Source organism: Micromonospora sp. NPDC005367 (assembly GCF_040606825.1).
In the GTDB taxonomy this organism is placed as follows: Bacteria; Actinomycetota; Actinomycetes; order Mycobacteriales; family Micromonosporaceae; genus Micromonospora.
Map to the genome: position 1 here is coordinate 1 of NZ_JBEXFP010000083.1, position 13,351 is coordinate 13,351.

14 protein-coding genes and 1 pseudogene are annotated in these 13,351 nt (G+C 72.9%); 8 read left to right on the forward strand and 7 right to left on the reverse strand.

Going from position 1 to position 13,351, the window contains the following annotated elements:
* Nucleotides 1-280: 280 nt before the first annotated feature.
* On the reverse strand, nucleotides 281-1,117 hold the full coding sequence (locus ABZS42_RS31215; protein ID WP_355151449.1) for an undecaprenyl-diphosphate phosphatase: 837 nt from the start codon (nucleotides 1,115-1,117) through the stop codon (nucleotides 281-283).
* The gene (locus tag ABZS42_RS31220; protein WP_355151451.1) at nucleotides 1,114-2,166 is read right to left on the reverse strand and encodes an LLM class F420-dependent oxidoreductase; all 1,053 of its coding nucleotides are present in this window, start codon (nucleotides 2,164-2,166) and stop codon (nucleotides 1,114-1,116) included. The genes ABZS42_RS31215 and ABZS42_RS31220 overlap by 4 nt, the downstream gene beginning before the upstream one ends.
* A 193-nt stretch (nucleotides 2,167-2,359) precedes the next feature.
* On the opposite strand from ABZS42_RS31220, the gene ABZS42_RS31225 reads away from it, so the two are divergent.
* Nucleotides 2,360-3,331 (forward strand): aldo/keto reductase, encoded by a 972-nt coding sequence (locus ABZS42_RS31225; RefSeq protein ID WP_355151453.1) that lies wholly within the window; start codon nucleotides 2,360-2,362, stop codon nucleotides 3,329-3,331.
* A gap of 111 nt (nucleotides 3,332-3,442) precedes the next feature.
* Nucleotides 3,443-3,634 (forward strand): DUF5703 family protein, encoded by a 192-nt coding sequence (locus ABZS42_RS31230; RefSeq protein ID WP_076473031.1) that lies wholly within the window; start codon nucleotides 3,443-3,445, stop codon nucleotides 3,632-3,634.
* A gap of 66 nt (nucleotides 3,635-3,700) precedes the next feature.
* On the opposite strand, the gene ABZS42_RS31235 is transcribed toward ABZS42_RS31230, so the two are convergent.
* Together ABZS42_RS31235 and ABZS42_RS31240 are read right to left on the reverse strand one after the other, a co-directional pair.
* The gene (locus ABZS42_RS31235) at nucleotides 3,701-4,357 is read right to left on the reverse strand and encodes a hypothetical protein (protein WP_355151455.1); all 657 of its coding nucleotides are present in this window, start codon (nucleotides 4,355-4,357) and stop codon (nucleotides 3,701-3,703) included.
* A gap of 58 nt (nucleotides 4,358-4,415) precedes the next feature.
* A complete protein-coding gene (locus ABZS42_RS31240) occupies nucleotides 4,416-5,744 on the reverse strand; it encodes a M20/M25/M40 family metallo-hydrolase (protein ID WP_355151457.1) in 1,329 nt (442 codons plus the stop codon).
* Between the two features lie 181 nt (nucleotides 5,745-5,925).
* Between ABZS42_RS31240 and ABZS42_RS31245 the strand changes: the two genes are divergently transcribed.
* The 3 genes from ABZS42_RS31245 to ABZS42_RS31255 all read left to right on the forward strand — a co-directional run bounded on the left by ABZS42_RS31245 (nucleotide 5,926) and on the right by ABZS42_RS31255 (nucleotide 7,873).
* Nucleotides 5,926-6,525, forward strand: a complete 600-nt coding sequence (locus ABZS42_RS31245) for a hemerythrin domain-containing protein (RefSeq protein ID WP_355151459.1) — start codon at nucleotides 5,926-5,928, stop codon at nucleotides 6,523-6,525.
* Nucleotides 6,526-6,599: 74 nt separating this feature from the next.
* A complete protein-coding gene (locus ABZS42_RS31250; RefSeq protein ID WP_355151461.1) occupies nucleotides 6,600-7,631 on the forward strand; it encodes a LysR family transcriptional regulator in 1,032 nt (343 codons plus the stop codon).
* A complete protein-coding gene (locus ABZS42_RS31255) occupies nucleotides 7,628-7,873 on the forward strand; it encodes a hypothetical protein (RefSeq protein ID WP_355151463.1) in 246 nt (81 codons plus the stop codon). The genes ABZS42_RS31250 and ABZS42_RS31255 overlap by 4 nt, the downstream gene beginning before the upstream one ends.
* A gap of 101 nt (nucleotides 7,874-7,974) precedes the next feature.
* Here the strand turns inward: ABZS42_RS31255 and ABZS42_RS31260 are convergent, their stop codons facing one another.
* The 3 genes from ABZS42_RS31260 to ABZS42_RS31270 are packed head-to-tail and all read right to left on the reverse strand — an operon-like array spanning nucleotide 7,975 to nucleotide 11,083.
* Nucleotides 7,975-8,325 carry a DUF3140 domain-containing protein gene (locus tag ABZS42_RS31260; RefSeq protein ID WP_355151465.1) on the reverse strand — a complete coding sequence of 117 codons (351 nt, stop codon included), beginning with the start codon at nucleotides 8,323-8,325 and terminating at the stop codon, nucleotides 7,975-7,977.
* Nucleotides 8,325-8,528, reverse strand: coding sequence for a hypothetical protein (locus ABZS42_RS31265; RefSeq protein WP_355151467.1), 204 nt, complete (start codon nucleotides 8,526-8,528; stop codon nucleotides 8,325-8,327). The genes ABZS42_RS31260 and ABZS42_RS31265 overlap by 1 nt, the downstream gene beginning before the upstream one ends.
* Complete coding sequence (locus ABZS42_RS31270; RefSeq protein WP_355151469.1) at nucleotides 8,525-11,083, reverse strand: ATP-dependent Clp protease ATP-binding subunit; 2,559 nt, start codon at nucleotides 11,081-11,083, stop codon at nucleotides 8,525-8,527. The genes ABZS42_RS31265 and ABZS42_RS31270 overlap by 4 nt, the downstream gene beginning before the upstream one ends.
* A 252-nt stretch (nucleotides 11,084-11,335) precedes the next feature.
* Between ABZS42_RS31270 and ABZS42_RS31275 the strand changes: the two are divergent.
* The 3 genes and pseudogenes from ABZS42_RS31275 to ABZS42_RS31285 all read left to right on the forward strand — a co-directional run.
* A pseudogene (locus tag ABZS42_RS31275) lies at nucleotides 11,336-11,704 on the forward strand (hypothetical protein); the annotation flags it as partial.
* Between the two features lie 191 nt (nucleotides 11,705-11,895).
* Entirely contained in the window at nucleotides 11,896-12,156 is a 261-nt protein-coding gene (locus ABZS42_RS31280; protein ID WP_355151471.1) for a hypothetical protein, read from the forward strand.
* Nucleotides 12,157-12,163: 7 nt separating this feature from the next.
* Nucleotides 12,164-13,270: a hypothetical protein gene (locus tag ABZS42_RS31285; RefSeq protein ID WP_355151473.1), complete on the forward strand. Its 1,107-nt coding sequence runs from the start codon at nucleotides 12,164-12,166 to the stop codon at nucleotides 13,268-13,270.
* Nucleotides 13,271-13,351 lie beyond the last annotated feature (81 nt).

Consider the following 13,351-nt stretch of genomic DNA (forward strand, 5'->3'; position numbering starts at 1 on the left):
CCCGCAGCCCGACTTCGACCTTCCCGCGGTGCTCGAGTACGCCGAGCAGAACGGCGTCGAGTTCATCGCGCACAACGAGACCCGGGGCGACGTCGCGCCCGCGCCCGCGCCCGCGCATTTCAGCCCACGGCGTCCAGCCTCGGTCGCGCTCAACGACCTCCGGACGCTGAGGGCGGCCCAGGGCCTACGCCGGTGCGTATCGGGGTGCAGAGCAAGCGATCGACGAAGCGCCGGCCGGCACCCACGGGAGGGGTGCCGGCCGGCGCTTAGGGGTCGGCGGTCAGGTGGCCTTGATGGCACCGGTCATCAGCAGCGCGAGGACCAGCGTGCCCAGGGCCACCCGGTACAGCACGAAGAGGTACAGGGTGTGGTGGGCGACGTAGCGCAGCAGCCAGGCGATGGCCGCGTACCCGATGCCGAAGGCGATGATCGTGGCCACGATCAGCATGGCGACGGTCGGGGCCGCCGTGCCCGGCGCCGCGGGTTCGAACACGTCGCCGAGGCTGAAGACACCGGACAGCACCACCGCCGGGATGGCCAGCAGGAACGAGTAGCGGGCCGCCGTCTCGCGGGTGAGGTTGAGCAGCAGGCCGGCGGTGAGCGTGCCGCCGGACCGGGACACCCCCGGGATCAGCGCCATGGCCTGTGCGAAGCCCATGACGATGCCGTCGCGCATCCGGAAGTTCTCCAGGGCGCGGGTCTGGCGGCCCCAGTACTCGGCGAAGGCGAGTACGAACGCGAACACGATGAGCGTCGTGGCCACCAGCCAGAGGTTGCGGCCGGCGGTGCGGATCTGGTCCTTGAACAGGAAGCCGAAGATCCCGATGGGGATGGTGCCGACGATCACGTACCAGGCCATCCGGTAGTCCAGGCTGGAGCGCACCGACTTGTCCCGGATACCGACGACCCAGGTGCGGGTTATCCGCCAGATGTCCTTGGCGAAGTAGATCAGCACGGCCGCCTCGGTGCCGAGCTGGGTCACCGCGGTGAACGACGCGCCCGCGTCACGCCCGAAGAAGATCGCGGAGGTGATCCGCAGGTGCCCCGACGAGCTGACCGGCAGGAATTCCGTTAGCCCCTGGACGACGCCCAGGACGATGGCCTCGACCCAGGTCACTCGCCGACTCCAGCAATCTCCAGCGCCTCGGCGACGGTACGCAGGGTCTGCACACCGCTGTCCCGGTCGGCCACGAACAGGTTCACCGACAGCGTGGTGACGCCGGCGGCCGCGTACTCCCGCATCCGTTCGGCGATGCGCTCCTTCGGCCCGAGCAGCGACGTACGGTCGATGAACTCCAGCGGCACCGCGGCGGCGGCGTCCCGTTGCCGCTTGGCCAGGTAGAGGTCCTGCACCTCGCGCGCCGCGTCGCCGTATCCCATCCGGGTGGCCAGCTGGTTGTAGAAATTCTGCTTCCGGCTACCCATGCCGCCGACGTAGAGCGCCGCGTACCAGCGGACCAGTTCGGCGCAGGTGGCCACGTCGTCGCCGACGACCACCGGCACGGACGGCACCACGTCGAAGCCGTCCAGCTGCTTACCGACCCGTTCCCGTCCGGCGCGCACCGCGGCGAGTTGCTCCTGCGCGAACTCCGGGGCGTAGAAGACGGCGAGCCAACCGTCGGCGATCTCACCGGCCAGCTCGAGGTTCTTCGGGCCGACGGCGGCCAGGTAGATCGGTATGTGGTCGCGTGGCGGATGGAAGCTCAACCGCAGCGCCTTACCCGGACCGTCGGGCAGCGGCAGGGTGTAGTGCTCGCCGGTGTACGCGACCTCCTTGCGGGCGACGGCCAGCTTGACGATGTCCACGAACTCGCGGGTACGCGCGAGCGGCTTGCCGAAGCGGACGCCGTGCCAGCCCTCGGAGACCTGCGGCCCGGACACCCCCAAGCCCAGCCGGAACCGGCCGCCGGAGATGGCGTCGATGGTGGCCGCGGTCATCGCGGTGGCGGCGGGTGTGCGGGCGGGGATCTGCATCACCGCGCTGCCGACGTCGATCCGTTCGGTCTGCCCGGCGATCCAGGCCAGCATGCTGGGCGAGTCGGAGCCGTACGCTTCCGCCGCCCACACCACCGAGAACCCGAACCGCTCCGCCTCCTGGGCGAGGGCCAGATGATCGGCTGGTGTGCTCCACGCCGTCTGATATCCGAGGCTGAGCCCGAGTCGCAATGGTCCTCCCCCATCGGCTCCACAGGTCGCATCAGGTTACGCAATGCCGATGACCGACTGGATCACCGGCTCACCGAAAAGGCGATGGGGTGGGCGGATTCGGACGCCAGGGCGGCAGGAACACCGGCAGAACCCGGTAGACATGACGGGAGCGAGGATATCGGTTGCGCCGTCTTCGAAATAAGGTTCACCCATGCAACAGCGACCGCTCGGCCGAAGCGGGCTGGCGGTTTCGCGGCTCGCGCTCGGCACCATGACCTGGGGTCGGGACACCGATGCCGACGATGCGGCCGCCCAGCTGAAGAGTTACCTCGACGCGGGCGGCAACCTGATCGACACGGCCGACGTCTACGGCGACGGCGACGCCGAGTCGGTGATCGGATCGCTGCTCGGCACCCTGGTCCCCCGCGACGAGCTGCTGATCGCCACGAAGGCGGGGCTGCGACCGGGCCACGGCCGGCGCCGTGACAACTCGCGGGGCCATCTGCTGCGTACGCTCGACGCCTCGCTGCGTCGCCTCGGCACGGATCACGTCGACCTGTTCCAGGTGCACGGCTACGACCCGGACACCCCGCTGGAGGAGACCCTGGCGGCGCTCGACCACGCGGTGGCCAGCGGCCGGGTGCGGTACGTGGGGGTGTCGAACTTCTCCGGCTGGCAGACCGCACGGTCGGCGGCCTGGCAGGCGGCCTGGCCCGGACGGTCACCCGTGGTGGCCGCGCAGGTCGAGTACTCGCTGCTGGAGCGGGGCGTGGAGCGGGAGGTGCTGCCGGCCTGCGACGCACTCGGCCTGGGTGTGCTGCCCTGGTCGCCGCTCGGGCGGGGTGTGCTGACCGGCAAGTACCGGCACGGCCGTCCGGCCGACTCCCGCGCCGCCTCGCCGCACTTCGAGCGGTTCGTCGCCACCTATCTCGAGCCACGCTGCTCCAGCATCGTCGAGGCGGTGGCCACGGCGGCCGGCGGGCTGGGTGTCTCGCCGCTGGAGGTGGCGCTGGCCTGGGTACGGGACCGGCCCGGCGTGACGGCCCCCATCCTCGGCGCCCGCACGGTCGGTCAGCTGCTCGGCGCGTTGCAGGTGGAGCGGATGACGCTGCCGGAGGAGATCATCACGGCGCTGGAGGACGTCTCGGCGGTGCCGGTCGGCTACCCCGAGCGCGACAGCTGACAGGCGAACCGGCCACGGCGCCACGGGCGGGCACGAACCCCCTGCGGGCAGCGGTCCCGATCACCCCGCAGGGGGTGGCGGACGGCCGCCGGCCTGGGCAGCATAGGGCGCATGGACTACGAATACGCACCGCTGCGGTTGCCACCGAACGTCGACCGGCTGACCGCCGCGACGCAGCTGGCGATCCAGGCGGAGTTCTCCGGATGGGAGTTGGCCCGGGTGCGGCTGTTCCGGGACGGCACGCGGCAGGTGATGCTGCGCCGTCGCCGGGTCAACCAGCCGCAGCCGGGTCTGTCGTACTGAGGCCGACCCGCCACGGCGTACGCCCCGCGGCCCGTGCCGCACGGCCGGGCCCCGGGGCGGTGCGGCCTAGTGGACGTGATCGTGCTCGTCGTCGAGCTCCAGGAAGGGGTGCTCGTCGAGGCGCCCGATCAGCCGGTCGTCGGCGGCCGGCTGGAACGGGCCGACCGCGTCGTCGTCCTCGAACGACTCCAGGTCGACGGGGGTGCCGACCTCGCTGACCATCACCACCCCGTCGAGCGGCTCCAGCTCCGGGATGTCCAGCGCGCCGAGCGAGCCGTCGCCGCTCTGCAGCAGCTCCAGCACCGCCTCCCCGACCCCCTCGACCGGCGCCGGCTCGTCGTCCTCCGGCGTGCTCTCCCGCCGGGCGGCCTCGGCTATCCGCATCAGCGCGGAGATGCTGGGCACCCGGTAGTCGCGGCGCTGGCGTACCGAGATCACCCGCGGGTACGGGTCGGTGGCCTCGGCGTTCTCCGTGGCGCCGCCGAAGCGCGCGTCGGCCTCGTCCGGGTCGATCGCCTCGACGTCCCACGGCGTGACTTCACCGAAGGCGTCCAGGAGCCGCTCGTCATAGGCGTGGGAGGCGTTGTTCAACTCGACGTACGCCTGCCAGACGCCGTCGTCGTCGATGCGACCGTCGGCGGCACGTACCGCGGACAGGTGACGCCGAGCGGCGTCGATCACCCGCTCGAGAGCGGAGTCCAGCTCACCGTGCTGGTCGGTCATGCGTGGTGTTCCCTTCACGATGGGAGGTGCCGCGCGGGCGCAGCAACCGGAAGACGGGTCAGCAGGTACGGAGGAACCGGTCGAGAACCCGCACGCCGAACTGTAGCCCGTCCACCGGAACCCGCTCGTCAATGCCGTGGAACAACGCGGAGAAGTTCAGGTCGGCGGGCAGGCGGAGCGGGGCGAAGCCGAAGCAGCGGATGCCGAGCTGGGCGAATGCCTTCGCGTCGGTGCCGCCGGAGAGCATGTACGGCACCGGGTGCGCGCCCGGATCCTCGGCGCGCAGCGCGGCGGACATCGCGTCGACCAGGTCACCGTCGAAGGTGGTCTCGATGGCGGCCTGGCGCTGGATGTAATCGATGTCGATGTCCGGCCCGATCAGCTCACGCAGCTGCGCCTCCAGCAGCTCCGATTGGCCGGGCAGGCTGCGGCAGTCGATGGTGGCGGTGGCCCGGCCGGGGATTACGTTGTCCTTGTAGCCGGCGGTGAGGCGGGTGGGATTGGCGGTGTTGCGGATCGTGGCCCCGATGATGTTGGCGATCGGCCCGAGCTTGGCGATCGCCGCCTCCGGGTCCTCCGGGTCCAGCTCGATGCCGAGCAGCTCGGAGACCTCCTCGAGGAAGGCTCGCACGGTCGGGGTGACCACCATCGGGAAGCGATGCCGGCCGATGCGGGCTACGGCTTCGGCGAGGGCGGTGACGGCGTTGTCGTCGTGGACCATCGAGCCGTGCCCCGGGCGGCCCTTCGCGTGCAGCCGCAGCCAGTCCACTCCCTTCTCGGCGGTCTCGATCAGGTAGAGCCGCCGAGCGTCGTCGACGGAGTAGGAGAAGCCACCCACCTCGCCGATCGCCTCGGTGCAGCCGTCGAAGACGTCGCGGTGCTGCCGCGTGAGCCAGTGCGCGCCGTAGTCGCCGCCCGCCTCCTCGTCGGCGGTGTACGCGAGCACGATGTCGCGGGTGGGGCGTACGCCGGTGCGCTGCCAGTGCCGCACGACGGCGAGCACCATCGCGTCGAAGTCCTTCATGTCGATCGCGCCGCGACCCCACAGGTAGCCGTCGCGGATCTCGCCGGAGAACGGGTGCACCGACCACTCGTCCGCGTCGGCCGGCACCACGTCGAGGTGGCCGTGCACCAGCAGGGCGCCCCGGCTCGGGTCGGTGCCGGCGATCCGCGCGACGACGTTGGCCCGACCGGGGGCGGACTCGTGGATCCGGGTCTCGACGCCGACCTCGGCGAGCTTCTCCGCCACGTACTCGGCGGCGGCGCGCTCGCCCGCGCTGGTGTCGTTGTCGCCCGTGTTGGAGGTGTCGATCCGGAGCAGGTCGCGGCAGAGGTCGACGACCTCGTCGGTGGGTACGGGTCGGTCGGAGGTGGCGTCGCTCGTCATCGCTTCTTCATACCAGCCGCGGTGCCCGGCGGATTCCCCGCGGGCGGGGTCGGCGGTATCGCGCCACCACGTCCGACGCGGGCGGGGGCGCGCGACGGTTTCGTGCCGGGTGGCGCCGGGTACCGCCCGCGCGCGACCGCAGCTCCCCCGAGCAAACCCCCGGTCAGACGAGGAGAGCACGATGACCGTCCCCCTGCCGCCGTTGCCACCCGCCCCCGACGAGGGCTTCCGGCCCGGTGGTCGCAGCATCGCCGACATCGTCGAGCACGAGCACCGGCAACTGCTGGACCTGCTCGAACGGCTCACCGGGCCCGGTCCGGTCGCCGACGAGCAGCTGGCGGTGCTGACCGCCGCGTTGTCGCGGCACCTCTCCGCCGAGGAGCAGTACCTGCTGCCGGCGGTACGGGCGGCGGTGCCCGCCTTCGCCGCACAGGTGGACCGGATCCTCGACGGGGACGCCGCCCTGCTGGGCGCCCTACGGAGACTCGCCGAGGACGGGCCGGTCGAGGTGGCCGAGCGGGTCCACCGGCACGTGGACGAGGTGGGCACGCTGATCGCCGCGTTGCGTGCGGCGGCGACCGAGGAGGAGCTCATCCGGCTCGGCAACCGCCTGGAGATCGCCGAGGAGGCCGCGCCGACCCGGCCGCATCCGGACACCCCGGCGACCCCGCCGTGGAACCGGGTCGTCGAGCCGGCGTTGGGCGTGGTGGACAAGGTCCGGGACGCGGTGTCCGGCCGGCCGACGTACCTCGCCGACCTTCCGGACGAGCCACGCGACTGATCGGCGACATTCATCCATAGTCGCCGATCCATCTGGCTCTTCCGCAGGCCGAAGTGGGGTCATACCGTCACCGTATGAATCTGGAGCTGCGACACCTCCGGGTGGTGTGCGCCATCGCCGAGACGGGAAGCGTGACCAAGGCCGCGTCGACGCTCGGCCTGGCCCAGCCGGCGCTCACCGCCCAGCTCCAACGCATCGAACGCACACTGGGCGGACCGCTCTTCGAACGGGACCGTCGCGGGGCTCGACCGACCGCGCTCGGCGAGTTGGTGCTCGCCCGGGCCCGCGTGCTGCTGCCCGCCATGAAGGGGTTGCAGGACGAGGCGGCCCGTCTCGCCGGGGCCGCGGACGCGCCACGGCGGTACCGGTTCGGTGGGGTGAACAGCCCGATCCTCGGCCGGCTCGTGCACCGGCTCGCGGCCGAGCAGCCGCAGGCGCAGATCACCATGTACGCGTCCTGGTCGGTGGACGAGCTGGCGCAGCTGGTCGTCGGCGGCCGGCTCGACTTCGTGCTGACCGGTGTCTGCGGCGACTCCAACCCGTCGGCCGAGTTCGGGCTCAGCTGGCGGGAGGTCTCGATCGACCCGGTGCTGGTGCTGCTGCCGGAGACCCACCCGCTGGCCGACCGGGACGAGGTCCGGCTCGTCGACCTGCGCCACGAGCAGTGGGTGGCGGCGCCGGGTGACGGCTGCTTCGGCGACTGTTTCGCCGCCGCGTGCGCCCGCGCCGGCTTCACACCCCGCAAGCTCTACGAGACGGACGTACGCGGCTGCGTGGACCTGGTGGAGGCGGGCGAGGCGGTGGCACTCTGCCAGGCCACGTTCCGCCCACCCGCGGGCCTGGTCACCCGCCGACTGGCCGGGGTGCCGCTGCGCTGGCGGTTGATGTTCGGCTGGCACCCCGACTCCCCCGCGGCCCGGGTCGCCGAGCTGGTGCTGCGGGCGGCGCAGGCCGCGTACGACGACTCATTGGCCCCGCACCCGGCGTACCTGGCCTGGCTGGTGACCAACCCGGAGTTCGGCGTCCGCCGGTCCGGCGCCCCCGCACCCGGTCGCCGACGCGAACCGGGTGCGAACGGCGTAGCGACGGGTATCACGGCCCCATGACCGACGCTTCCACCGCAGCAGACAACCGTGACCTGCTCCGCCGCGCCGCCGCCGCGCACACCGCCGCGGCCCAGGACGTCGAGGCGTTCCTGCGCCGGTTGCCGGAGGTGCCCGGACCGGCGGAGTTCGCCGAGTACGCCAACCTCGTCACCCGTGAGGAGCAGCTGCGCGCCGACCGGGAGGCGGCCGCCGACGCGGCCGGCCTCACCATCGCCAGCCTGGAATCCGACCAAGGCACCTGACCCCCACCCACCCCTCCCGCCCCCACCCACCGGCACACCGGCCCCCGCCCTCCGACGAACCGGGGCGACGAACGGTGGGGTGGGTGTGGGGGTACGGGCGGTCAGCGTTCCACCAGGATGTCGTGTCCGAGGTCCAGCAGGGAGTGCCGCCACTCGTCGTCGGCGTTGCCGCGCGGCGGGCGGGCGTCCACCAGGGACTGGATACGGTCGATGGCGTCCCGCATCACCTCGATGTCCTCCGGGGTGAGGTCCACCTTCCGCTTGGTCAGCACCTGCAGGATCTGCCGCCCCGGCTCCGGCAGGTTCAGATCCGGGTCCGGACCGAACGCCTCCTCACCCGAGCCGCGGGTCAGCAGCCACTGTCGCAGCTGTTCGGACGGGACGTTGACCTGGGCGTGGAAGTCATCCCAGAGCACCTCAACCTCGGGATCGAGCCGCTGCTCGCGTACCATCAGGTCTCCTCTCCGGGTGGCGGCCCGGACGCCTCCGGGTCCGCCTCGTCGTCGGTCTTGCGGCGCCAGCCTTCCGCCGGCATGCGGACCCGGGCCGGGTTGGCCGTGGGCCGGGCCTGGATCGGCTCGGCGGGCTCGGCCTCCTCCCGCGGCTCCTCCGTCTCCGGCGGACGCTCCGGATCGGGCCTCTCCGCCCGGCTCATCGCGGATGCGACGTCGTGGCCGCGGTATGGCCTCGCTCGCCGGCGCCGACATCGAAGGTGAGCGCACCGTCACGGGCGTCCACTGTGACCTTCTGACCGGGCGAGATGTCCGAGGCCAGCAGCATCCGGGAGAGCTGGTTGTCCACCTCGCGCTGGATCACGCGGCGCAGCGGCCGGGCGCCGAACTCCGGCTGGTAGCCGTGCTCGGCGAGCCAGTCGATGCCGGCGGTGGTGAAGTCCACCTCGATGTCCTGCGCGTGCATCCGGCGGCGGGTCTCCTCCAGCAGCAACTCCGTGATCTGGCGTAGCTGCGCGGCCTCCAGCCGGCGGAAGATGATCACCTCGTCGATGCGGTTGAGGAACTCGGGCCGGAAGTTCTCCTGGAGCCGGCGCATCAGCCGCTCCCGCAACTCGTCGCTCTCCTGCTGGCTGCCGGGCTCACCCGCGCCGAACCCGACGGCACGCTGAGTCCCGGTGATCAGCTCCGAGCCGAGGTTGCTCGTCATGATCAGGACGGTGTTCTTGAAGTTGACGGTGCGGCCCTGGCCGTCGGTGAGCCGCCCGTCGTCGAGCACCTGGAGCAGGATGTTGAACACGTCGGGGTGCGCCTTCTCGATCTCGTCGAGCAGCACCACCGCGTACGGGCGGCGGCGTACCGCCTCGGTGAGCTGCCCGGCCTCCTCGTAGCCGACGTATCCCGGGGGCGCGCCCACCAGACGGCTCACGGTGTGCCGCTCCTGGAACTCGCTCATGTCCACCCGGACCATCCGGTCCGACTCGCCGAAGAGCGCCTCCGCGAGGGCACGGGCCAGCTCGGTCTTCCCCACGCCGGTCGGGCCCAGGAAGAGGAAGCTGCCCATCGGCCGCTCCGGGTCGGCCAGACCGGTCCGCGAGCGGCGGACCGCCTCGGCGACCGCGGAGACCGCGTCGTCCTGCCCGACCACGCGCTCGTGCAGGTGCCCCTCGAGGCGCAGCAGCCGATCCCGTTCCTCCTCGGTGAGTTGGGCGACCGGGATGCCGGTGGCGCGGGACACCACCTCGGCGATCTCCTGCGGCCCCACCTCCGGCACCTGGGAGCCGCCGTTGCCGTCCTCGCCGTGCGCCCGGCGCACCTGATCCTCCAGCTCGGCGATCCGGTCGCGCAGGGCGGAGGCGCGTTCGTACTTCTCGTCGGCGACCGCCTGCTCCTTGTCCCGGCGCACCTCGTCGAGTTCCCGCTCCAGGTCCCGCACGTCCGCGGCCGGGGTCCGGGTACGCAGCCGCACCCGGGCGCCGGCCTGGTCGATCAGGTCGATCGCCTTGTCCGGCAGGAACCGGTCGGTGACGTACCGGTCGGAGAGTTCGGCGGCGGCGACCAGCGCCTCGTCAGTGAACCGCACCTGGTGGTGCGCCTCGTACCGGTCGCGCAGCCCGCGCAGGATGGCCACTGTGTCGTCGACGCTCGGCTCGGGCACCAGCACCGGCTGGAACCGCCGGGCCAGCGCCGCGTCCTTCTCGATGCTCTTGCGGTACTCGTCGAGCGTGGTCGCGCCGATCACCCGCAGCTCGCCACGGGCCAACGCCGGCTTGAGCATGTTGCTCGCGTCCATGCCGCCCTCGCTGCCGGCGCCGCCCGCCCCGACCAGGGTATGGATCTCGTCGAGGAAGATGATCAGCTCCTCCCGGTGCGCCCGGATCTCGTCGATCACCTTCTTCAGTCGTTCCTCGAAGTCGCCGCGGTAGCGCGTGCCGGCGACCAGCCCGGCCAGGTCCAGCTGGATCACCCGTTTGCCCAGCAGGGTCTGCGGCACGTCACCGTCGCAGATCCGCTCCGCCAGGCCTTCGACGATGGCGGTCTTGCCGACGCCGGCCTCGCCGATGAGCACCGGGTTGTTCTTCGTCCGCCGGGAGAGGATCTCCACGGCCTGCTCGATCTCGTCGGCGCGGCCGATGACCGGGTCGATCTGGTCGTTTTGGGCCAGGTCGGTGAGGTCCTGTCCGTACTGGTCGAGGGTCGGCGTGCCCCGGTCCGGCCGCGGGCCGGTCATCGGCCCCCGCTCGGCGTTGGCGGCCTGCAACGACTCGGGCTGGATCCGCCCGGCGGCGAGCATCCGGCCGGCCGGCGATTCCGGGTTCAGCGGCAACGCCATCAGGATGTGCTCCGGGCCGATGTAGTTGGCGCCCATCGCGCGGGAGAGTTGGTGGGCGTCGAGCAGTGCCCGCTTCGCCGCCGGGGTGAGCGACAGGTTCGGGGGCACCTCGCCTCGGGGCGCCCCGTCGCCGCGCCCGCCGAGCGCGTTGAGCAGGGTGTCGGGGTCCGCGCCGGCGCGCCGTACCAGGTCCCGCAGTGGCTCGCGCTGCAGCGCCGCCCAGAGCAGGTGGTCGGTGTCCAGGTCGCTGCTCTGCCGCTGCGCCGCGCGCCGTGCCGCGTCGGCCAGCATCTCCCGCGCGTCGGCGGTCATCAGGCGGGTGATGTCGACCCGGTGCGGCGGCCGGCGCCCACCCTCGCCACGGCCGAAGTACCGGGCCAGGAACTCGTCCCACGGGTCGGTGCCGAAGTCGCCGGGTCCCATCATCTCTGTCCTCCGCAGTCGCGCGCGACGGTCGGCAGGGGCTACCCGGCGGTCGGCCCGACAAACGCCGCGAGGGTTTCACCCGGGCCATGCGGGCGCCTTCGCGTCCCGGGCGTCAGGGCCCGCCGCCCGCGACGCGCCGGCAGCCGCCGCGACGCCTTGGCACACCGGCCGTGAGCCGCCGGGAGCCGCCCACGACCCGCCGGGAGCCGGCATCGCCGTAATGGCAGGCGGCCGCAATGGCAGGCTGTGGTCATGGACGTACGGCCGATGCTGATCGTGGACGCCGCGAACGTGGTCGGCTCGCGCCCGGACGGGTGGTGGCGGGACCGGGCCGGGGCGACCGCCCGGTTACGCGACTCGCTCGCCGGGGTGGGCGAGGCCGGGGTGCCGCCGCAGCTGCTGCCGCCGGTGCTGGTGGTGCTGGTGGTGGAGGGCCGCGCCCGGGACGTACCGCCCGTGCCGGGAGTCGAGGTGATCTCCGCCCGGGGATCGGGCGACGACGCCATCGTCGATCTGGTCCGTGCTGCCCCGCAACGCCGGCGCGTCGTCGTCACGGCCGACCGTGAGCTGCGGGAACGGGTCATCACGGAGGGCGCGGAGGTGTACGGACCGCGCTGGCTGCGCGACGCCGCGGAGAGCCGGCGGACGGGGCCGGTGATGGAGACGCAAGATGCCTCCAGTCCCGCCAATCGGACTCCGGGCGCTCCAGGGTGACAAGCGGTCACCGAGGCAGGAACACTGACAGGGCGGATGTCTTCCCGCCGCACGGATAGGCTCTAATGAAGGCCTCCCTGCCCCCAGGAGGTACCCCCGTGGCGAGCGTCGCCGAGCTCAAGGCAGCCATCGACGTTGCACTGGAACAGATCGGCGACGGCCAGAGCGCCGTCCAGGCCGCCGGCGAGAAACTGGCCGAGGCGCAGCAGACCCTGGCCGGAGCGTTGGAGGGCAGCGGGCACGAGACGGTCAACGCGGCACATGCCTCGCTGACCCAGGCCGGCCAGGAGCTGGAGGAGTGCCTCGCGGCCACCCTGGTGGCCATCGAGCAGGCGCAGCTCTACGTCGCGGCCCTGTAGGCACGCCGTGTCGATCGTCGAGGATGTCGGCGCGCAGGTCCGCGCCGCCGCCGAGGAGCTGCCGCTCGGTCTGGTCGGTCAGGCGTTGGAGAAGTTCGGCCTGGCCGGTGAACGGCTGCGATGGGTACGCCAGGAGTCGGCCAACCCGATGGGCGTGCCGGAACTCTCCGCCGCCACCGAGCACCTCGAGACCGCCGGGTACGCGCTGCGGCTGGCCCAGGAACAGCTCACGGCGTACCTGGCCGCGATCGGGCTCGGCGCCGACGGTGCCGCGCCGACGCGTCCCCCCGGCTCCGAGCGGCCCCGGCACGACGCGCCGCGGGACGCGGCCCCGGTCGCCGTACCGCCGCAACCGGCCGAGCAGGTGCGGCTGCGACGGTGGTGGTCGGCGCGGGTGGCGGAGCTGACCCGAGGTCCGGAGAGCGCCGACGAGCCGGACGAACGGATCACCGACTCCACGGAGCTGCTGCGCCGGGTGGCACGGGGGGTACGCGCCGGTGACCGGGACCGGGTGCGTACCGAGCTGCGCCGCGCGCACGCCGACGTCGGGCTGGGCCTGGCCGCGCTCGCCCCGCCGCTGCTGCGTGACCTGGCCTCCGAACTGCTCGGGCACCCGCCCCGCGCCGATGACCTGAACCGGCTGCGCGGCGAGCTGGACGGCCGCGTACGGGACCTGCTGCCCGGCCTTCCGGCCCCGGCGCTGGAGACGCTGCTGGCCCGGGTGTGCCGCATGCCCCCGCCGCGCCGGTCCGGGGAGGCGCCGCACGCCGCGGACTCCGCGGTGGCCGGCGGGGTGCTGGCTGGGGTGCTCTTGGCCCGCCTCGGCCGGGACCTGCCCGCTGACGCGGCGGGTCGGGGCGCCACGAACGAGGCGGCTCCATCGGCCGGAGGCGACGGCGGTCGGCCGGGCACCGGGCGGACCGGTCGCGTCGATCCCGGCCCCGGCCGGCGTACCACCGGGGGCCGGGCCGCGGCGGGCGGGCTGGCCGATAGCAGACCCGACCGGGCTCCGGCGGGCGGGCCGGCCGACCGAGCGGTCACCGGCGCCGGCACCCGCCAGGCAGGTACCGGCCCGTGGGCCGACGCGCCGCGACGCCGGGGCAGCGATGGCTGACCGGCGCGCGCAGCTGGTCAGCCGGGTCCGGGACACGCTCGCCGATGCCCTCGGAGCGGCCCGCAACCGGCTCTTCGCCGC

What these genes read in the sequence shown, in the direction of transcription:
- ABZS42_RS31230 (WP_076473031.1), top strand. Translation starts at nt 3,443, where the DNA reads ATGGACTACGAATACGCACCGCTGCGGTTGCCACCGAACGTCGACCGG.
- ABZS42_RS31255 (WP_355151463.1), top strand. Translation starts at nt 7,628, where the DNA reads ATGACCGACGCTTCCACCGCAGCAGACAACCGTGACCTGCTCCGCCGC.
- ABZS42_RS31240 (WP_355151457.1), bottom strand. Translation starts at nt 5,744, where the DNA reads ATGACGAGCGACGCCACCTCCGACCGACCCGTACCCACCGACGAGGTC.
- ABZS42_RS31260 (WP_355151465.1), bottom strand. Translation starts at nt 8,325, where the DNA reads ATGGTACGCGAGCAGCGGCTCGATCCCGAGGTTGAGGTGCTCTGGGAT.
- ABZS42_RS31245 (WP_355151459.1), top strand. Translation starts at nt 5,926, where the DNA reads ATGACCGTCCCCCTGCCGCCGTTGCCACCCGCCCCCGACGAGGGCTTC.
- ABZS42_RS31235 (WP_355151455.1), bottom strand. Translation starts at nt 4,357, where the DNA reads ATGACCGACCAGCACGGTGAGCTGGACTCCGCTCTCGAGCGGGTGATC.
- ABZS42_RS31250 (WP_355151461.1), top strand. Translation starts at nt 6,600, where the DNA reads ATGAATCTGGAGCTGCGACACCTCCGGGTGGTGTGCGCCATCGCCGAG.
- ABZS42_RS31265 (WP_355151467.1), bottom strand. Translation starts at nt 8,528, where the DNA reads ATGAGCCGGGCGGAGAGGCCCGATCCGGAGCGTCCGCCGGAGACGGAG.
- ABZS42_RS31270 (WP_355151469.1), bottom strand. Translation starts at nt 11,083, where the DNA reads ATGATGGGACCCGGCGACTTCGGCACCGACCCGTGGGACGAGTTCCTG.
- ABZS42_RS31225 (WP_355151453.1), top strand. Translation starts at nt 2,360, where the DNA reads ATGCAACAGCGACCGCTCGGCCGAAGCGGGCTGGCGGTTTCGCGGCTC.